Below are 20,513 nucleotides of genomic sequence, written 5' to 3' on the forward strand. Positions count from 1 at the left end.
CTGCAGCATCGGTCAGGCTGCATCGGTTAGAATTGGCGTTTCCATTGCAAAGCGCCGTTCCCCGCATGATCGCACTCGACGGGCAGAGCGCCCTCTCGCCGTTCCGCCTTGAACGCCTCAACGCCCGCCTGGATGCCCTGCATCACGGCGTGCGCGTGCAGGCCTCGTGGTTTGTCTATTTTGTCGACACCGATACGGCGCCGCAGGGAACGCTGCGACAACACCTGCTGGCCGTGCTCGAAGCGAAAGATGCCAAGCCCGAGCCGGCCACGCTATGGGTAGTGCCACGACTGGGCACCATCTCGCCCTGGTCGAGCAAGGCGACTGACATTCTGCACGGCGCGGGTTTTGGTGGGACGGACTCGGACATTCGCCGCGTCGAACGTGGCATGGCCTGGCAGATTGCCGGGCTGCCGCCGGCTAGCGCGCCAAACCATGCGGCGATCATGGCGGAACTGTATGACGCGATGACGCAGTCGGTGCTGACCCATATCGACGAGGCGCAGGGTTTGTTCCTGGCGGGCCAGCCCGGTGATCTGGTGCACATCGCGCTCAGTGGTGAGCCGAAGGGCGCGCTGGACGAGGCGAATAGCCGATTGGGCCTGGCACTGGCCGATGACGAGATCGAATATCTGGCGGATCGCTACGCCGAGCTCGGCCGCGACCCGACTGACGCCGAACTTTTCATGTTCGCGCAGGCCAATTCCGAGCACTGCCGGCACAAGGTATTCAACGCCAGCTGGACGCTGGATGGTGTGGATCAGGAGAAAAGTCTGTTCGGCATGATCAAGCATACGCATGAGCAGTCGCCGGCGCATACCTTGTCAGCGTATTCGGACAACGCCGCGGTGATCGAGGGCAGTGTCGGCAAGCGTTTCTTCCCAGATGCCAAAGATGGCATCTGGCGCGCACACGAAGAGCGCATCGACTTCGCGATCAAGGTGGAGACGCATAACCATCCCACCGCGATTGCGCCGTGGCCCGGTGCGGCCACCGGTGCCGGTGGCGAAATTCGCGATGAAGGCGCTACCGGTCGCGGCGGCAAGCCGAAAGCCGGCCTCACCGGCTTTTCGGTGTCCGATCTGCGTATTCCTGGCCATCCACAACCGTGGGAAGTGGAGCGTCCGTTGCCACCGCGGATGGCCAGCGCATTCGAAATCATGCGCGACGGCCCGCTGGGTGCGGCGGCGTTCAACAACGAGTTTGGTCGTCCGTGTCTGGGCGGCTATTTCCGCACGTACGAACACGAAACCGGCGAAGCCGGCCTGCGTCGTGGCTACGACAAGCCCATCATGCTGGCCGGTGGCCTGGCCAACCTGCGCCCCGGTCATGTGCTGAAGCATGCCGTGCAGCCGGGTAACAAGGTGATCGTGCTGGGCGGCCCGGCAATGCTGATCGGCCTCGGTGGCGGTGCGGCATCGTCGGTCGCGTCGGGCAGTTCCAGCGCGGAGCTGGATTTCGCCTCGGTACAGCGCGACAACGCCGAAATGGAGCGGCGCTGCCAGGAAGTCATCGACGCCTGCTGCCGTCGCGGCGATGACAACCCGATCGTCAGCGTGCACGACGTGGGTGCCGGTGGCCTGTCCAACGCGATCCCTGAGCTGCTCAACGATGCTGGCGTCGGCGGCGAGATCGACCTGTCGAAAATCCCCTGCGACGATCCGCAGCTTTCGCCGATGCAGGTGTGGAGCAACGAGTCGCAGGAGCGCTACGTGCTGGCGATTGGTCCGGAGAATCTGGCCGAGTTCGAGGCGATGTGTCTACGCGAGCGCTGTCCCTACGCGGTGGTCGGCGATGCGACGCAGGAGCGTCGTTTGCGGGTAACCGATCCGCGCCGCGACCTGGTAGTGATCGACCTGCCGATGGACGTGTTGTTCGGCAAGCCGCCGCGCATGCATCGCAACGCCAAGCACATCAAGCCGCGCATCGACGTGCTGCCCGATCTCACTGGTATCGGCATGAACGAGGCGTTGCTGCGCGTGCTGCGGCTGCCGGTCGTGGGCAGCAAGAGCTTTCTGATCACCATTGGCGACCGCACGGTCGGCGGGCTCAATCATCGGGACCCGATGGTCGGGCCGTGGCAGATACCGGTGGCCGATTGCGCGGTGACGCTGGCCGACTTCGATGGCTACGTCGGCGAAGCGATGGCGATGGCCGAACGCGCGCCGGTGGCCATACTCAACAGCGCTCAGGCCGCGCGTCTGGCGGTCGGTGAGGCGATCACCAATATGGCCGCTGCGCCAATTGCCAGCCTCGGCGAGATCCGCCTGTCGGCCAACTGGATGGCTGCGGTGAATCATCCCGGCGAAGATGCCGCCCTGTTCGATGCGGTGAAAGCAGTCGGCATGGAGCTGTGTCCGGCGCTGGAGATTTCGATCCCGGTCGGCAAAGACTCGCTGTCGATGCAGACACAATGGCAGCACAATGGCACATCGCAGCGCACGGTATCGCCGGTGTCGCTGGTGATCACCGGTTTTGCCCGCGTCAGCGACGCACGCCGCACGCTGACGCCACAATTGCGACTGGATCACGGCCACTCCGACCTGTGGCTGATCGATCTCGGCGCGGGGCGCGATCGTCTCGGCGCCTCGGCGCTGACCCAGGTATTCAACCGTGGCGGCGGCGTGCCACCGGATCTGGACGATGCGAAGCGGCTGAAAGCGCTGTTCGATCTGGTGCAGGAAGCAAACGCCGGCGGTCTGCTGCTGGCCTATCACGATCGCTCGGACGGCGGCGCCATCGTCACCCTGCTGGAGATGGCCTTTGCCGGCCACTGTGGTTTGGAAATTCATCTGGACGGCTGGGCCGAAGCGACCCTGCGCGGCCTGTTCAACGAGGAACTTGGCGCGATCCTGCAGGTGGCCGAAGCCAACCGCGAACCGTTCGAGGCGCTGCTGGTCAAGCACGGCCTGGCTGCCATCAGTCACCGGATTGGACGGCCAAAGGAAAAGCTCGGCATCAAGCTGTTCCTCGGTGGTGACACCTTGTTCAAGTGGAACTGGAGCACGCTGTTCGAGGCGTGGAATGAAACCAGTTACGCGATGCAGCGCCTGCGCGACAATCCGGCCAGCGCCGATGCCGAGCAGCACTGGCGGCGCGACGATGCCGATCCCGGCATCACGCCGAAGCTCGGCTTCAGTACGACTGAGAATGTCGCCGCGCCGTTTATCGCCGCGTCCAAAGGTAGCGGCGAGCGGCCACGCATCGCGGTGCTGCGCGAGCAGGGTGTCAACGGCCAGGTGGAAATGTCGGCCGCATTCACTCGCGCCGGTTTCGATGCAGTGGACGTGCACATGTCCGATCTGGCCAGCGGCCGGATCAAGCTGGCCGACTTCCGTGGTCTTGCGGCCTGCGGCGGCTTTTCCTACGGCGACGTGCTTGGCGCTGGCCGCGGTTGGGCTACGTCGATCCTGTTCAACGAGATGTTGCGTGCGCAGTTCACCGCATTCTTCGCCGATGAATCCAAGTTCGCGTTGGGCGTGTGCAACGGCTGCCAGATGATGGCGCAGCTGAAGGAGATCATCCCCGGCGCACAGCATTGGCCGAAGTTTCTGCGCAACGCGTCGGAGCAGTACGAGGCGCGCGTGGCCACGCTGGAGATCCTCGATTCGCCCAGCCTGTTCTTCAAGGGCATGGCCGGTTCGCGCATTCCCGTGGCAGTGGCGCACGGCGAGGGTCGGGTGAGTTTCCCGAGTTCGTGCAGCCCGGCGAAGGCGCATGCGGCGGTTCGATTCGTCGACAACCGTGGCAAGCCGACCGAAAACTATCCGCTCAATCCGAATGGCTCGCCCGGCGGGCTGGCGGGGTTCACGGCAGCCGATGGCCGTGTGACGATTCTGATGCCGCACCCCGAGCGCGTATTCCGCAGCGTGCAGATGAGCTGGCATCCGGAGAGCTGGGGCGAGGATTCGCCATGGATGCGCATGTTCCGCAACGCCCGTGTGTGGTGCGGCTGATCCTGTTTGCTGATGCAAGGCTGCGCTGAGCCATGGCCCGGCGCTTTACGTTTTCACCGGCAGTCTGGCTGTCGAGGATTGCATGGGCCGTCGTGCTGGCGTTGTCGCCGTGGTGGATCGGTTTTCCACTGTTGCTGGCGATGGTCGCGGCTTTGCTTTTGCTTGAACATCGGCTTGCCCCCGAGCACTGCCGGCTGCTGAGGCACGGCCTGAGTTGGGGCCTGCCCGGCGCATTGTTCGCGCTGCAGCGCGCGATTGGCGGCAATGTCTTCGCTTGGGTAATCGCGCTGCTGGGTGTGCTGACTGGCTACACTCTGCTCGCAGGTTTGGAGGCTTGGCTCGATCGCGATCTGCGTCGCGCGAGAGCGGCAGAAGCTATCGGCGCAAGCGAGCCGGCTGTGGACAAGTCGATGGAATGGCCGCGACTGGCACTGGCGCCGATCGGACCGCCGGCAGAAATCATCGAGCTGCAGCTGCCGGTCTGGCATGCCGACGTCGACGGCATGGAAGATCCGAACGGTGGCCGCGTTATCTATCGCGATGGCGCTTTTCGTTTCGACGACGGCACGCAAGTCGAGCGTGTCAGCCCGCACGCTGGATTCAGTCCTTCGGGTCGCTGGTTTGCGGCGCGGATGGAGAACGATCGCGGTATCGTGTTGCGCGATCGTGAGCAGGGCAGGGTGCACCGTTTGCGTGGTTGGCGACTGGGCGGCTGGTATCGCGAGCAACCGTGGCTCGTCAAGCGTGATGGCGACATGCCGCTGGCCTTGCGCGCGGTGCTGGGCGAGGATGTTGCCGTTGACTGATGCCGTTCCCGTATCCGTCGATTCGGCCTGCACGCCGTTGCGCGTTCCTTTCCCTCGATTTTGTGACGGAATGATGCAATTCATGAATCTGGCGCACATTCAGCTCGATTGTTCGATGTTGCAAGGTTCTCCCATCACTCAACCTAAAGCATACTGATCAGGTGAATAGCCCAGATTCCCCTCGCTCGCCATTTGCGATCGCACTCAGCGTCATCGTTGTGTCTGCCGACAGCGGTCCAATGATGCGCGATTGCGTGCGCCGTCTGCTCAACACCACATTGGCGCTAGAAGTGATCCTGGTCGACAACGGCTCCACCGACGGCGTGCCGCAGGCCATCGGTCGCGCCTATGAGGGCGACCCGCGTCTCACCGTGATCTATAACCGCGCCAACCTCGGCTTCGGGCCAGCGATGAATATCGGCGCCACCAAGGCCATCGGCCAGGCGCTGCTGCTGCTCAATCCTGATTGCCTGGTGCAGGAAGCTGACCTGTCTCGCTTGCTGGAAGTCTTGACGCGCAATCCGAAGGCGGGCCTGATCGGTGCGGTGGTCTGTGACGCTGAAGGCCATCCCGATCCTGCCTCATGGCGTCGCGATCCGCTGCTGCGGCGTGCGCTTAACACGATGTTTGGACGATCCGGCGAAGGCGTCAATATCAACGAAGACATCCCCGAAGAAGTGATCGACGCCGAGGCGGTTTCCGGTGCGCTGATGCTGATGCCGCGCAGCGTCTTCAATCGCCTCGGCGGATTCGATGAGGACTATTTCCTGCATTGCGAAGACCTCGACCTCTGTCGCCGCGTGCGCGACATGGGCTATCAGGTGCTGCTGGCTGGCGATGTTCGCGTGACGCATGCCAAGGGCACATCGAGCGTGCACCGACCGGTATTCGTCAGCCGCAACAAGCATCGCGGCATGTGGCGCTGGTTCCGCAAGCACGATCCGGCGGGGCGCAATCCGATGATTGCGGGCGTCGTCTGGGTGGGTATCTGGTCGCATTACTTGCTGCAGATTCCCGGTCAGCTGTTGCGGCGCAAGTGACTTTGTCGGAGCCCGGCTCCCGACGGATCGAGCTGCTGGCTACCCTCGGTCTGCTGGCGATGACTGCCGTCTGGGGCTCGACCTTCGTGCTGATCAAGGACGTGGTCGCCCGCATGCCGGTGGCGGATTTTCTGGCGGTGCGTTTTGTGGTCGCCGCGGCAGTGATGCTGGCGCTGTTTGCGCGGCCGGTGATGCGCCTGGGACGCCAGCAAATTCTGCGCGGCCTGATACTGGGCGCTGTCTACGGCGCTGGACAGCTGCTGCAGACCTGGGGACTTTCGCGTATTGCGCCCAGCGTCAGCGGTTTCGTTACCGGCATGTACGTGGTGTTTACGCCGATCCTGGCCACCGTGCTGTTGCGTCACCGCATGCCCGGCGTTGTGTGGCTGGCGGTGCTGCTGGCGACCGGCGGCCTGGCGCTGCTTTCGCTCAATGGCGTGTCGGTCGATCTAGGCGTGTGGCTGACCCTGGCTTCGGCCTTGATGTACGGCCTGCATATCGTTGGTCTCGGCCAGTGGTCGCGCAGTGGCGAGGCATTTGGCATGTCGGCGGTGCAAATGGTAGCCATCGCCATCGTGTGTCTGCTGGTCACCGCGCCGCATGGGCCAAGGTTGCCGCCGGATCGCAGCGCGTGGTTCGCTGTGCTTTATATGGCACTGATCGCCGGTGCCGGGGCGATGCTGATGCAGACCTGGGCACAATCGCATCTGCCGGCAACCCGCGCGGCGATCGTGATGACCACCGAGCCGGTGTTTGCCGCCGGTTTTGCCGTCGCCTTCGGCAGCGATCTGCTGACCTGGCGCATGCTGGTCGGCGGTGGCTTGGTACTCGCGGCGATGTATACGGTGGAACTGATGCCGCGACGCGACGGCAACGCCGGTGAGCTACCGGCCGAGGCGATTCATCACGAAGTCTGATGTTGGCGCCGCGTGCCAGTCAGATGGCTGAGTGTTCGAAGGCCTCGTTCAGCCGGCTGCCTTCTTCATCTCTGCTCGCGACTGCAGGGCAATGCGGACCAGATAGATCACAATGAGCGAATTGGCGATCAGCACGGCCAGTTTGAGCCAGCTGAAGTGGTTGATGGACTCGTAAATCTCCAGCGGGATCAGCGATCCGGTGGCGATCACGGTGAACCATTCGGCCCAGTACTTCTGCAGCCACAGACCAATACCTTCGGTGGCGAAAATCGCCGCATAGGCCAGCGCCACGAGGCCGATCGCGACAAACTTGTTCGGCCCCATGTCCTCCAGCAGCTGCACCAACTTCCAGCGTAGGCCGTTGCTGTCGGCCAACGATAGATGTTCCAGCCAGTGCACCAGCCCGTCGAAATTCTGGGTCTTGTACAGATGGAACGAGGCGATGGCGACCAGGATGAGGCCGACCGTCTTCACCGCCTTGTAGATCGCGATAACCCGCAGGCCCACGCCATGCTGGGATTCACGCCTGAGAGGCTTACTCTTGCCTTGGCCTGCGTTGCCGGAAGCTGTTGTGCTGGACATATCGGACATAGGGTCGTTTCGTGAGTCTAGCTAGGTATTGTCGTTGTTAAGGGGTGAATGGTCGATGGAGGGGTTTGTCCCGTGATTGTTCGATGAAAACCTCCCGGCAACGGTCGGCGGCGGGTATTCGCTGCCGCTGAGGTTATAACAGTTCAGCTTGACGCCACTGCAGCCGGTCGGCACGCTGCGTGGATGAATCTTCTGCTTCTGAGAAATGCGCAGGTCTATGCGCCCGAACCGCTGGGCCTGCAGCATCTGCTGCTGGGCGGTGGACGCATTCTGTGGATGGGCACGCAGCTGGCCGATTTACCGGCCGCACTGTCTGTAGACACGATCGATTTGCAAGGCCGCCGGCTGATTCCCGGCTTTATCGATGCGCACGTGCATGTCACTGGCGGTGGTGGCGAGGCAGGTTTTCGTACGCGCGTTCCGCCGGTTGGCGTGTCGCGTTTCACCCGCGCTGGCATCACCACGGTGGTGGGCTTGCTCGGTACCGACGATGTCGCCCGCGGGCCGCGCGATCTGCTGGCGACCGTCTATGCGCTGCGTGAGGAAGGGCTGAGCGCGCTGGCGTTCACTGGCGGCTATCACGTGCCGCCGCAGACGCTGACTGGCAGTGTGCGCGGCGATCTGGTGTTTATCGAGGCATTGATCGGCATCGGTGAAGTGGCGATCAGCGATCACCGCTCCAGCCAGCCCACGCTGGACGAGCTGATGCGGCTGGCTTCCGACGCGCATGTTGCCGGCCTGATGACCGGCAAAGCCGGCGTGCTGCATCTGCATCTCGGTGACGGATTGCGCGGGCTCGATCTGGTGCGCCAGGCGCTGGAAAAAAGCGAGCTGCCGCCGCGTGTGTTTCATCCCACCCACGTCAATCGGCGCAAGGGATTGTTCGACGAGGCGCTGGCGCTCACCGCGCACGGCTGCACGATCGACCTCACCGCGTTTCCGGTGGAAGAGGGTGAAGACGCATGGAGCGCCGCCGATGCGCTGCTGCGCTATCTCGACAGCGATGCACCGGCCGAGCGCATTACGGTGAGTTCCGATGCCGGTGGCTGCCTGCCGACCTTTGATGCCGATGGCCACGTCTGTCGCATGGGTGTGGGCGAATCGGGTGCGCTGTTGGAAACCCTAAATGAAGTTGTCGCACGCGGCGTATCGCTGGAGCGCGCGCTGCCGGCGTTCACCAGCAACCCGGCACGGCTGCTGCGGTTGGTGTCGAAGGGGCGCATCGGCGTCGGTGCGGATGCCGATCTGGTGGCGCTGGACGATGCGGGCGCTGCGCACGATGTCATCGCTCGCGGCGTGGTGCATGTGCGCGACGGACACATCAAACACCACGGCACGTTCGAGGATACGTCGACATAACGGCACAACGTGCGTTGTCGCACTATCTGCAGGGCGCAATCGTGCGCCATGAACATTTAACCGACGTTCGATGCGTCACGATTGATGGGCTAACTCCATTGATCCCAGAGACTCAGAGAACCCATGACTCCAAATAAAGACGAGAACGAAATCGATGAGGGCAGGATGAGTCCCAGCAGGGTGGTGGAAGGGGAGCAGCGAGGCTGGATCGTGCCAATTGGTGGTGCGGAAGAAAAAGAAAACGACCCACGGATACTCAAGCGATTCGTCGAGTTGTGCGGTGGCAGCGATGCCAATATCGTGGTGATTCCCACGGCCAGTCAGTTGGCCGATACGGGCGAGCGCTACGAAAAACTGTTTACCGGATTGGGCGTGGGCGAGGTCGGTGTGCTCGACTTCGACATGCGCCGCGATACCGAGGAAAAGAATCGCCTTGCGCGGCTTGATCAAGCGACCGGTATCTTTTTTACCGGCGGCAATCAGTTGCGCCTGTCGACGATGTTGGGTGGTACGCCGGTGGCGCAGCGCATACGTGCCTTGAACGCGCGTGGCGTGCATGTGGGTGGCACCAGTGCAGGGGCGAGCATTCTCAGCGAACACATGATCGCCTTCGGCAAGGAAGGTCTCTCGCCTACCGCTGGCAGCGTGCGGCTGGCGCCAGGGCTGGGCCTGACCAACCGTTTCATCATCGACCAGCATTTCAGCCAGCGCGACCGGTTGGGCCGGTTGATGGCTGCACTGGCGTACAACCCCTATGCCGTGGGCATCGGCCTGGATGAGGACACCGCGGCGTTTATCCGCCCGGACAACACGGTCGAAGTCGAAGGCAGCGGCTCGGTCACTGTGCTGGACGCGGGCAACCTGCAGTTTTCCTCGATGGCGCAGGCTGGCGAGCACGATCCGGTGTGCATGCTTGGCGTCACTATTCACGTGCTGATTGCTGGCGCCACCTTCAACATGCAGACGCGCCACGCCTCGGCAGGTACGCTGGCTACTCCGAAAAAAAGCGACTGACCCAAGCACGACCCAGCGAGACCGCCGTAGCCCATTCAATCTTCCAAGGAAACCCCATGCGCATTCTGGAACGCTCTGTTTTTGTCGGTCCGTCGCTGTATGCGCATTTTCCGGTTATCCGGCTCGAGCTGGATCTGGGTGAGCTGGAGCAATGGCCGACCGGCCGTCTTGGTGCGGCTTTCGTCGATGGACTGATTTCCGCGCTGCCAGGCCTGGCCGAACACGGTTGTTCGTATCGCGAGCCAGGCGGCTTTATCCGCCGCATGCGCGAAGGCGACGGCACCTGGCTCGGCCATGTGCTCGAACACGTGGCGATCGAACTGCAGAACGTCGCCGGTGAAGACGTGACTTTTGGCAAGACCCGCAGCGTCGACAAGCCCGGCGTGTATTCCGTGGTCTATGAGTACGCACAGAAGGAGGAGGGCATCGCGGCGGGCGAACTCGCGCTGCGCCTGCTTTCGTCATTGCTGCCCGAAGAACTGCGAACGCGTGGTAGCGTGCCGGAAGGCTGGGAGTGGCCGACGGCACGCGATGAGTTCATCCGCTATGCGCAGCGCCGTGCGCTGGGGCCATCGACCGCTTCGCTGGTGCGTGCCGCCGAAGAGCGCTGCATTCCGTGGCTGCGTTTGAACGGCCAGTCGCTGGTGCAGCTTGGCCATGGCAAATACCAGCAGCGCATCCAGGCCACGGTCACCGGCCGCACGCCGCATATCGCGGTCGAGCTGGCCAGCGACAAGGAAGAGACCAACAAGATCCTCGCCACCCTCGGCCTGCCGGTGCCGAAGCAGGAGCTGGTCACCAGCGAGGATGGCGCGCTACGCGCCGCACGCCGGCTTGGCGTACCGGTGGTGACGAAACCTTTCAACGGCAACCACGGTCGCGGCATCTCGATCCATCTAATGACTGACGAGGAAATCATCGCCGGCTTCAACGAGGCGCGCGAAATTTCGCGTTCGGTGATTGTGGAGAATTTTCTCAGCGGCGACGATCATCGTCTGCTGGTAGTCAACGGCGAACTGGTGGCCGCTACGCGCCGTACGCCTGGCCATGTGATCGGTGACGGCACGCACACGATTGTGCAGCTGGTCGATGCAGTGAATGCCGATCCACGCCGCGGCGTCGGTCACGAGAAGGTGCTGACTCGGCTGGTGCTCGACGCACAGGCGGAGATGATGATGGAGCGTGTCGGCTACACGGCCGAGTCGATACCGAAGGCCGACGAGACGGTCTTTCTGCGCTCCACTGCCAACCTCTCCACCGGCGGCACGGCGACCGATGTCACCGACATCATCCATCCCGACAATCGCGATATGGCCGTACGGGCTATTCGGGCCATTGGCCTGGACGTCGGCGGCGTGGATTTCCTCACCACCAATATTGCCGAGAGCTACAAGACCATCGGCGGTGGCATCTGCGAGGTCAACGCCGCGCCGGGCTTCCGCATGCATGTCAGCCCCAGCGAAGGCTCGCCGCGAGATGCGGCCGGCCCGGTGATCGATATGCTGTTTCCGCCGGGCACGCCTTCGCAGGTGCCGATTGCGGCGATCACCGGTACAAACGGCAAGACCACCACGGCGCGCATGCTGGCGCACATCACCAAGATGGCCGCGTATACGCCCGGACTGACGACTACCGATGGTGTTTACATCGACGGTCAGCGCACGGTCGAAGGCGACATGACCGGGCCGGTCTCCGCGCGTATGGTGCTGTCCGATCCACAGATCGATATCGCCATTCTGGAGACCGCTCGCGGCGGTCTGATCCGTGCCGGCATGGGTGTGCCCAAGGTCAATGTGGGCGCGGTGCTCAACGTGCAGTCCGATCATTTGGGGCTCAAGGGCATCGATACGCTGGAGCAGCTGGCCGAGGTCAAGCGGATTGTCGTCGAGGTCGCCACCGATTGCGCCGTGCTCAACGCGGACGATCCGCTGGTGCTGAAAATGTCCGGCTACACCGACGCCAAGGTGATCTGCTACGTCACCATGAACCCCTCGCACGCGCTGGTGCGCGAACACGTACGCGCTGGCGGCCGCGCTTGCGCGCTGGAGGCGGGCGTCAATGGTTCGATGATCACGCTATACGACAAGGGTAGCCACATCCCGTTGCTGTGGACGCACCTGATTCCGGCGACGATGGAAGGCCGCGCATTGCACAACGTGCAGAACGCCATGGTTGCCGCGTCGATGGCGTTCTCGCTGGGCATCAAGCTCGATGCGATCCGTCAAGGTTTGCGCACGTTCGACACCACGTTCTTCCAGGCGCCGGGTCGCATGAACGTGTACAGCGAGCATCCGTTCAAGGTGCTGTTCGACTACGGCCACAACGCGCACGCGGTATCGGTGATGGCCGATCTTGCGCAGCGGCTCGATGTCACCGGTCGGCGCATCGTGGTGATCTGTGGACCTGGCGATCGCCGCGACGAGGATCTGGTCGCCATCGCCAACGCGGTGGCCGGCCGCTTCGATCACTACATCTGCCGTCGCGACGATTCACTGCGCGGCCGCGATGGCGACGAGGTGCCGGGCATCCTGGCGCGTGCGCTACAGGCGGCCGGCATACCCGACGAAGCTATCTCGATCATCCCGGACGAACAGAAGGCCATCGACGCCGCGCTGCATATGGGTCGCCACGGCGATCTGTTGCTGATCTTCGCCGATGCGCTGGTGCGTTCGTGGAAGCAGATCATCAAGTTTCGGTCCGAGGGTGCGCCAGAAGTTCGCGCGGAGTCCGCCACGAGTGCTGTGGTATCCGTGATCGGCGAGTCGGTTTTCGACGAATCGAGCTTTGCCGATCTCGGTGACGTGGTGCGCGACGAGCGCGGCGTGCGCTTCTCGCGCGAGAGCGACGACTAATTCGATGCCTGCGATTGAACCTTCCGATCCGGCAGTTTTTACTTCCACGGCGTCTACACCGGTGTCATCTGAGCCTATGCCGTTCGAGGACTCGCGGCGGCTCACCGGTATCAACCTGTATTTTGCCGGGACCGGTGCGGTACTCGAAACGCTCGGTGTGCCGCCTGATGAAGCACTGGTGCGTGCGTGGCGCAAGCAGGTCTCGTTAGCCCGCGATGCACTCGGTTGGCCGCACGCGCCACTGTTCGAACGTCAGCACGTCGGTGGTGCCGCGCTGGCCTTCGAGGCGCCGGTCGACCAGCTCTACAGCGCCACCGAGGTCAACGAGTGGGCGTGGCTGGCCACGCTGGCCGACGCGTCCGCGGTGAACGTTGGCCTGCATGCGCCGGGCCATCCGGCGACGTGGGATAACGATTCCGCTTTCCACACGTTGCGGGCATTTGTAGCCGCCGAACGTCGCCCCGAATTGTTGGCTCTAGTACGCGCCGCCGGAGCACGTGGAATCGCTGCGCTGGCGGATGAGGATGCATTGTCGATTGGCGAAGGTATCGGCTCGCGTGTCTGGCCGATCTCGGAACTGCCCATTGTCACTGCGGTGGACTGGCCATCGCTGCACGATATTCCTGTTGCCGTGGTTACTGGCTCCAACGGCAAGACCACGACCGTGCGGCTGCTGGCAGCGATGGCCAGCGCACACGGTTGGCATGCTGGTCACAGCTGCACCGATGGCGTGTTTATCGATGGCCAAGCGATCGACACCGGCGACTTTTCCGGCCCGGCCGGCGCGCGCGAAGTACTGCGCCAGCCGACCGTCGAAGCGGCCATTCTGGAAACCGCGCGCGGTGGCATCCTGCGCCGCGGCCTCGCCGTGCAGCGTGCAAACGTGGCCGTAGTCACCAACGTCAGCGACGATCACTTCGGTGAATACGGCATCCATAATCTCGACGATCTCACTGAGGTCAAGCTCACCGTCGCTCGCGTGCTGGGGCACGATGGCCTGCTGGTGCTCAATGCTGACGATGCCATGCTGGTAAAACATGCCGAAACGATCGTTGCGCCGCTCGCATGGTTTTCGCTCGACGACACTCATCGGCTGTTGCTTGCTCATCGCGAACGGGGCGGCAGCACTTGCGGCGTGCGCGATGGTCATCTGCGTCTGTTCCATCAGGGCATCGATCACGATCTGGGCATCGTTGCCGACATGCCGCTCAGTTTTGTCGGTAGCGCCACCTACAACGTCGCCAATATCTCTGCTGCCGCGCTGGCCGCTACGGCGCTGGGCATCCCGGCCGACACCATCGGCAAGGTACTGGCACGCTTCGGCAGCACTCACGCCGACAATCCCGGTCGCCTTCAACATTGGAAGTTCGGCCAGCTGCAGGTCTTCGTCGACTACGCGCACAACCCCGAAGGCCTGCGCGGTCTGCTGGGTGTGGCGATGAGCGCCGGCAGCAGCGGGCGACTTGGCCTCGTACTTGGCCAGGCCGGTAATCGCGAAGACGCCGAGATTTGCGAACTCGCGGCCGTCACCGCCAGCTTCAATCCCCAGCGTGTCGTGCTCAAGGACATCGAAGGTATGCTGCGTGGTCGTCAGCCAGGCGATGTGACCGACATCCTGCGTGCCGAACTCCTGCGCCAGGCCATGTCCGCCGACACCATCGTCGACAGCCTCGACGAAATCGATGCCGTGCGCGGTCTGCTGAACTGGGCACAAGACGGCGATCTGCTGGTGCTACCCACGCATGGCACGCAGGCGCGACAGGCGGTCGTGGCGTTGCTTGACCAGCTTCAGGCAACGGATTGGTTGGCGGGCACGCCGCTCCCGTAGGTTGGGGTTCGCTGCGTTCCGCCTGACCTACACGGCTATCGCCGACGCGTTGGGATTACGAGCCGCTCTTGCGGCTCGCCCTTCGGGCCATTCGTTTCACGAATGTTCGTTCCGGCATTATGCCTTCACTGTCGCGTTGCTCATCCCAACCTACAACATCACGCTCACGTGCCTGAGCTACCCTTGTATACAAGCCCCCATCGACACCCGACCCCATGACTTTCCACAGCACCGACACCTACGTCGCCACCGCCGACCTCAGTCTTGCGGTCAATGCGGCCATCACCTTGCAGCGTCCGCTGCTGATCAAGGGCGAGCCGGGCACGGGTAAGACCTTGCTGGCCGAGGAGCTGGCGCGCTCGCTGCAGACGCGGCTGATCACCTGGCACATCAAGTCCACCACCAAGGCGCAGCAGGGCCTGTATGAATACGACGCGGTGAGTCGCTTGCGCGATTCACAGTTGGGCGTGGAAGGTGTGCACGACGTGCGCAACTATCTGCGCAAGGGCAAGCTGTGGGAGGCCTTCGAGTCGGGCGAGCGCGTGGTGCTGTTGATCGACGAGATCGACAAGGCCGACATCGAGTTTCCCAACGACCTGTTGCAGGAACTCGACCGCATGGAGTTCTACGTCTACGAGACCGACGAAACCATCAGCGCCCGCCATCGCCCGATCATCATCATCACCTCCAACAACGAGAAGGAGCTGCCGGATGCGTTCCTGCGTCGCTGCTTCTTCCACTACATCGCCTTCCCGGATGCGGAAACACTGCAGCAGATCGTGGCCGTGCATTTCCCCGACATCGAGAAGGCGCTGGTCGATAAAGCGCTGGCGATGTTCTTCCAACTGCGCGACGTGCCTAACATCAAGAAAAAGCCGTCGACGTCGGAGCTGATCGACTGGCTCAAACTGCTGCTGGCCGATCGCATCCCTGCGTCGGCGCTGCGCGAGCGTGATCCCGGCAAGGCCATACCGCCGCTATATGGCGCGCTGATCAAGAACGAGCAGGACGTGCAGCTGCTGGAGCGGCTGGCCTTCATGCACCGTCGTCAGTCGCGCTGAGGTCGATGGCGCATGTTGATCGGTCTGTTCAATGCAGTGCGGGCGGCTGGCGTGCCGGTGAGCTTGCGTGAACTGCTCGACCTGCACAGTGCGCTGCAGGCGCATCTGGCATTTGCCGACCAGGACGACTTTTACGAACTGACACGGTTGATCTGGGTCAAGGATGAGCGCCATTACGACCGCTTCGACCAAGCGTTCGGCGCGTGGTGGCAGGGCGTCGTCACCGAACCGCTGACGCCCGATGCGCTGATTCCCGACGAGTGGCTACGGCGTGACTTCATGCGCCAATTCAGTGACGAGGAAAAAGCGCAGATCGAGAAACTCGGCGGCCTGGACGCGTTGATGGAAGCGTTTCGCCAGCGTCTTGCGGAACAGAAAGAACGTCACGCCGGCGGCAACCGCTGGATCGGTACCGGCGGCACCAGCCCGTTCGGTTCGGGCGGCTATCACCCGGAAGGTATCCGCGTTGGCCAGGGCGGCAATCGCAGCGCGGTCAAGGTATGGGACAAGCGCCAATTCCGCGGGCTCGCCGACGATGCCGAGCTGGGCGTGCGCAACCTGCAGATGGCCTTGCGCCGATTGCGCCGCTTCGCGCGGCAGGGTGCGCAGGAAGAGTTCGATCTTGGTGGCACCATCAACGCCACCGCGCGCGACGCCGGCCTGCTTAACGTCAAGATGCGGCCAGAGCGCCGTAACGCGATCAAGGTGCTGCTGTTGCTCGATATCGGCGGTTCGATGGATGACCACGTGCACACCTGTGAACAGCTGTTCACCGCCGCGCGCGGCGAGTTCAAGCGGCTGACGCATTACTACTTCCATAACTGCGTGTACGAGCGCTTGTGGCAAGGCGATGGCGGAACGTACAGCAACAGCATCGACACGCTGGAAGTGCTGCGCACTCATCCACCCGACACGCGGCTGATCTTCGTTGGCGATGCCGCCATGGCGCCCTACGAAATCACCCACTCCGGCGGCAGCGTTGAGCACAATAACGCCGAATCTGGTGCCGTGTGGTTACAGCGGATGGCCACCAAATTCCCACGCCTTGCGTGGCTCAACCCGATGCCGATGAACAGCTGGGATTACACCGTTTCCAACCGTCTGATCACCGAACTGCTCGGCCCGCGCATGTTCGAGTTGACGCCCAAAGGGATTGAGCTGGCGATGCGGGAACTGGTGCGCTGAGCTGATGGCCGGTTAGACGTTTCTGAAGAACGACTCAAAGTATTTTCGTAATCCGTATCGGGAGCTATTTGTGCGTGGCAATAATCCACGGGCATCGTCCATGTCTTTACTACCTGCATCCCCGGAGACTCTATGCCGAAGTTCTGCTCCATCGTCTGGTTGGCTTTGCCATTGAGTCTGCTGTCATTGCAGGCCATGGCCGCCTGTGGCACATCCACCGATCCCGAACACGTCGTGCAGGCCGAGGTCGATGCGTTCAATGCGCACGATATCGAGGCCTTCGCCGCGTGCTTTGCCGACAATGTCGCCATCGTGGACCTCGCTGGCAAACGGCCAGTGCGCAACGGTCTTCCTGCGCTCAGGGACGCTTATGCCTTCCTGCGCACATCGCCGAAGGATTTCCATGTGGAGATCGTCAAGCGCATCGTCAGCGGGCCAATCGTGGTCGATCACGAGCGCGCGCTTGGTCTGCCTGCGGAGAAGGGCAAGCCTGAGGCGGTGGCGGTCTATGAGGTGCGCAACGGCAAGATTTTGAATATGTGGTTCCCGCCGCCGAAATGAGGCCGAAGGAATGAGGCGACGAAAAGTAGCAGCCGCCTACAGTTAGCTCGGTTCGGCCGTTACATTGAGGACGCGTCGCAGGAAATCCAGACTGTCCTGGTATACCCGTTCCGCCTCAGCCGAGCGCCAGGGCGAGGCGATGACATGCGAGGCATTGGCGTAGGCTTGTCGAAGCTTGCATTCTGACGGTGTGCCCAGAGCGTCGAACATCTCGTCCATCGCCGCTACCGATGAGGTCGGATCCTGCTCTTGTTCGTCTTTGTAATAGCAGGCAAGAAACAAAGGTGCGTGCACCTGGCGGAACAGCGCCGGCTGCATGCGCTGGAACAGGGCGTAAAGACTCCGGTAGCCGTCCACATGCGCCGCCGCGCTGCTGTAGCGGCGACGCTCCGGTGGATACGCATCCAGCGAGCGCGTTAGGATTTCGTCGCCGCGTTCGCATAGCGCCTGCAACGCCGAATGGTCGCGTACGCGGACACCCGGCGACCATGCCAACACGGCCGCCACTGATGACGGATGTGCTGCTGCCAATTGGATGGCCAGGGTGGCCCCCATGGAGGTACCGACCAGGATGACCTGCTCGCCCAGCGTATGGCCGATCGCGAGCGCCTCGGTGGCTGCTTCGATCCAGTATTCGGCACGGATGCCGCGCATCGCACCGTCCTCGCTCAGGCCATGTCCTGGTAGTCGTGGCAAGTAGAGATTGCCCTGCAGCGCCTCGGCCAAGCGCCGATGCTGCGGATCGCCTTCGCCCTGGCTTGCGGTGAAGCCGTGCAGATAGACGATGCTATACCGCGTCCGCTCGAGCCGCGACGGATCGTGCCATACGATGCGTGCCTGGTTGTCAGGACGGATGCCCGGTTGCGCCGCTTCACGCGAGGACAGCCACTGTTCGAGCCGTTGCAGATCCTGCGGCAGCTCAGGCAGCGGGAAAAAGTCGGAGGGCGCCATCGAATCCATCAATCCAATTCGCCCGATCAGCAGCAGCGTCCGCCAGTACCGCGATAGCGCGCCACTTGTCGCTCGCGGAAAAATTCTTTGTAGCTCGGCACGGCGCGCTCTGGATGCTGTTCGCGCAGGTGCTGCACATACGCGTCGTAATCGGGCACGCCACAGCACAGGCGGGCAGTTTGCACGGCGCGTTTCCAGCCGTGATGCAGGGCAGTGGTGATTGCTGATCGGGTCATCGTTGCATCCTTTCAGTGCGTCACGCTGTTGAGTGCCACGTAGGGTTCTTCGTTCGCCGTTGGCTTCTCGGTTTGCCACGCCTTGACTAGCGCGCGTAGCGAGAAGGCGAGCATGGTCACGATCAGCAGCATGAACAGGCCGGTGAGGGCGGCGTCGACCTGGTTGTTGGTGACGATGCGCTGCATCTCGGCGGCGGTCTTCGCCGGTGCCAGCAGATGACTCTGTTGCGCGGCCTGCGTGTATTTGGTGGCGGCAGCCGTGAAGCTGATCGGGCCGACCAGCTTCTGCCAGCCAGCGGTGAGCGTGCAGGTAACCAGCCACACAGCGGGGATGCCAGGCACCCACACGTAACGCTGGCGCTTGAGCTTCACCACGACCACGGTCGCCAGCATCAGTGCGATGGCCGCCAGCATCTGGTTGGCGATGCCGAACAACGGCCACAACGTATTGATGCCGCCAAGCGGATCGACCGCGCCCTGATACAAAAAGTAACCCCAGAGCGATACGCAGATCACGGTGGCCAACAGGTTGCCAGTCCACGATTCGGTGGCCTGCAGCGGCTTGTGAATCAGACCGGCGATCTCCTGGATCATGAAGCGGCCCACACGCGTGCCGGCGTCGACGGTGGTGAGGATGAACAGTGCCTCGAACAGGATCGCGTAGTGGTACCAAAACGCCATCATGCCGCCGCCGGGCAGGATATTGTGCAGCAGCTGCGCCATACCGACAGCCAGCGTCGGCGCACCGCCGGCGCGGCTGAGAATGCTGGTTTCACCGATGTTTTTCGCGGTCTGTAACAGCTCGTCAGGTGTAACCACGAAACCCATCTGGCTGATTGCAGTGGCGGCACTCTGCACGGTGCTGCCGATCAGTGCACCGGGCGCATTCATTGCGAAATAGACGCCCGGATGCAGCGATGCGGCAGCGATCAGCGCCATGATCGCCACGAAGGCTTCCATCAGCATGCCACCGTATCCGATCAGTCGCGCTTCGCCCTCGTTGCCGATCAGCTTGGGCGTGGTGCCCGAGGCGATGATCGCGTGCCAGCCGGATACGGCGCCGCAGGCGATGGTGATAAACAGGAATGGGAACAGGCCGCCCTGAAACACCGGCCCTGTGCCGTCGATGAATTTCGTCACCGCCGGCATCTGCAGCGTTGGCGCGGCGATGAAGATCGCCAGCGCCAGCAGCGCGATGGTACCGATCTTCAGGAACGTGCTGAGGTAATCACGCGGCGCCAGCAGCAGCCACACCGGCAGCACCGAGGCACAGAAGCCGTAGGCGATCAGCAGCCATGCCAGCGCCTTGGCGTCGAAGTCGAACAGTGGCGCCAGCGTCGGTGATGCAGCGACGTGTGCGCCGTAGCCGATCGAGGTCAGCAGCAGCGCCAGCCCGATCAACGACACCTCCAGAATGCGTCCCGGTCGGAACCAGCGCAGATAGATGCCCATCAGTAGCGCGATGGGAATTGTGGCAGCCACGGTAAACGTGCCCCATGGGCTGTGCGTGAGCGCTTTCACCACCACCAGCGCCAGCACCGCCAGCACAATCATCATCAACACCAGTACGCCGAACATAGCCACCACACCGGGCGCCGGGCCAAGCTCCTCGCGCAACATATGGCCGAGCGAGCGGCCGTCGCGGCGTAGCGATAGCGCGAGAATCATGAAATCCTGCACTGCGCCAGCGAACACCACGCCGAACAGGATCCATAGGGTGCCGGGCAGGTAACCCATCTGTGCCGCCAGTACCGGACCGACCAGGGGGCCGGCACCCGCAATGGCGGCGAAGTGGTGGCCGAACACTACCCATTTGTTCGTCGGGACATAGTCCAGCCCGTCGTTGCGCAGCACCGCCGGCGTGGCGCGGGTTGCATCCATGCGCAACACAAATCTGGCGATGAAGCGGCTGTAAAAGCGGTAGGCGATGGCGAACACCGCCAGTGACGCCGCTACCAGCCAGATCGCGTTCACCGGTTCGCCGCGACGCAGGGCCACCACACCGAGGCATACCGCACCGATCACGGCGATGATCGCCCACAGCAGGCGGCTGGCGATGGTGACTGGGGCATCGGGAGTGTTGAGAGAATCGGGCATGGAGGCTATCTCGTGCGACTGAGAATGCAAGAGTCGCGGGGCTGGAGGCGGCGGTCAAT

At 63.0% G+C, this 20,513-nt stretch carries 15 protein-coding genes; 11 read left to right on the forward strand and 4 right to left on the reverse strand.

Annotation, left to right across the window (positions count from 1 at the left end; genetic code table 11):
- Positions 1-65: 65 nt before the first annotated feature.
- The 4 genes from purL to HDE80_RS01590 all read left to right on the forward strand — a co-directional run bounded on the left by purL (position 66) and on the right by HDE80_RS01590 (position 6,719).
- Positions 66-3,956, forward strand: coding sequence for a phosphoribosylformylglycinamidine synthase (purL, locus tag HDE80_RS01575; protein WP_184667229.1), 3,891 nt, complete (start codon positions 66-68; stop codon positions 3,954-3,956).
- Positions 3,957-3,988: 32 nt separating this feature from the next.
- Positions 3,989-4,762 (forward strand): hypothetical protein, encoded by a 774-nt coding sequence (locus HDE80_RS01580; RefSeq protein WP_184667231.1) that lies wholly within the window; start codon positions 3,989-3,991, stop codon positions 4,760-4,762.
- Between the two features lie 161 nt (positions 4,763-4,923).
- A complete protein-coding gene (locus tag HDE80_RS01585) occupies positions 4,924-5,802 on the forward strand; it encodes a glycosyltransferase family 2 protein (protein ID WP_184667233.1) in 879 nt (292 codons plus the stop codon).
- Positions 5,803-5,804: 2 nt separating this feature from the next.
- Complete coding sequence (locus HDE80_RS01590; protein ID WP_255483557.1) at positions 5,805-6,719, forward strand: DMT family transporter; 915 nt, start codon at positions 5,805-5,807, stop codon at positions 6,717-6,719.
- Positions 6,720-6,767: 48 nt separating this feature from the next.
- Here the strand turns inward: HDE80_RS01590 and HDE80_RS01595 are convergent, their stop codons facing one another.
- Complete coding sequence (locus tag HDE80_RS01595; protein ID WP_184667767.1) at positions 6,768-7,301, reverse strand: DUF2127 domain-containing protein; 534 nt, start codon at positions 7,299-7,301, stop codon at positions 6,768-6,770.
- Positions 7,302-7,493: 192 nt separating this feature from the next.
- Here HDE80_RS01595 and iadA point away from each other — a divergent pair, with 192 nt between their 5' ends.
- The 7 genes from iadA to HDE80_RS01630 all read left to right on the forward strand — a co-directional run bounded on the left by iadA (position 7,494) and on the right by HDE80_RS01630 (position 17,170).
- On the forward strand, positions 7,494-8,669 hold the full coding sequence (iadA, locus tag HDE80_RS01600) for a beta-aspartyl-peptidase (RefSeq protein ID WP_184667235.1): 1,176 nt from the start codon (positions 7,494-7,496) through the stop codon (positions 8,667-8,669).
- A 123-nt stretch (positions 8,670-8,792) separates the two neighbouring features.
- Positions 8,793-9,683 carry a cyanophycinase gene (locus HDE80_RS01605; RefSeq protein ID WP_255483532.1) on the forward strand — a complete coding sequence of 297 codons (891 nt, stop codon included), beginning with the start codon at positions 8,793-8,795 and terminating at the stop codon, positions 9,681-9,683.
- Between the two features lie 56 nt (positions 9,684-9,739).
- Positions 9,740-12,535, forward strand: a complete 2,796-nt coding sequence (cphA, locus tag HDE80_RS01610; protein WP_184667237.1) for a cyanophycin synthetase — start codon at positions 9,740-9,742, stop codon at positions 12,533-12,535.
- Between the two features lie 61 nt (positions 12,536-12,596).
- Complete coding sequence (locus HDE80_RS01615) at positions 12,597-14,363, forward strand: Mur ligase family protein (protein WP_345776392.1); 1,767 nt, start codon at positions 12,597-12,599, stop codon at positions 14,361-14,363.
- Positions 14,364-14,578: 215 nt separating this feature from the next.
- Positions 14,579-15,424 carry a MoxR family ATPase gene (locus tag HDE80_RS01620; protein ID WP_184667239.1) on the forward strand — a complete coding sequence of 282 codons (846 nt, stop codon included), beginning with the start codon at positions 14,579-14,581 and terminating at the stop codon, positions 15,422-15,424.
- A 12-nt stretch (positions 15,425-15,436) separates the two neighbouring features.
- Positions 15,437-16,609 (forward strand): VWA domain-containing protein, encoded by a 1,173-nt coding sequence (locus HDE80_RS01625; RefSeq protein WP_184667240.1) that lies wholly within the window; start codon positions 15,437-15,439, stop codon positions 16,607-16,609.
- Positions 16,610-16,741: 132 nt separating this feature from the next.
- Positions 16,742-17,170 (forward strand): nuclear transport factor 2 family protein, encoded by a 429-nt coding sequence (locus HDE80_RS01630; protein ID WP_184667242.1) that lies wholly within the window; start codon positions 16,742-16,744, stop codon positions 17,168-17,170.
- Between the two features lie 42 nt (positions 17,171-17,212).
- Here the strand turns inward: HDE80_RS01630 and HDE80_RS01635 are convergent, their stop codons facing one another.
- From HDE80_RS01635 to HDE80_RS01645, 3 genes are read right to left on the reverse strand one after another with little or no spacing between them, the layout of a single operon-like run.
- On the reverse strand, positions 17,213-18,121 hold the full coding sequence (locus HDE80_RS01635) for an alpha/beta hydrolase (RefSeq protein ID WP_184667243.1): 909 nt from the start codon (positions 18,119-18,121) through the stop codon (positions 17,213-17,215).
- Positions 18,122-18,147: 26 nt separating this feature from the next.
- Positions 18,148-18,357 (reverse strand): YbdD/YjiX family protein, encoded by a 210-nt coding sequence (locus HDE80_RS01640; RefSeq protein ID WP_184667245.1) that lies wholly within the window; start codon positions 18,355-18,357, stop codon positions 18,148-18,150.
- Positions 18,358-18,369: 12 nt separating this feature from the next.
- On the reverse strand, positions 18,370-20,454 hold the full coding sequence (locus tag HDE80_RS01645) for a carbon starvation CstA family protein (RefSeq protein WP_184667247.1): 2,085 nt from the start codon (positions 20,452-20,454) through the stop codon (positions 18,370-18,372).
- Between the last annotated feature and the right edge of the window lie 59 nt (positions 20,455-20,513).

The organism is Rhodanobacter sp. A1T4, from assembly GCF_014207185.1.
Classification (GTDB): domain Bacteria; phylum Pseudomonadota; class Gammaproteobacteria; order Xanthomonadales; family Rhodanobacteraceae; genus Rhodanobacter.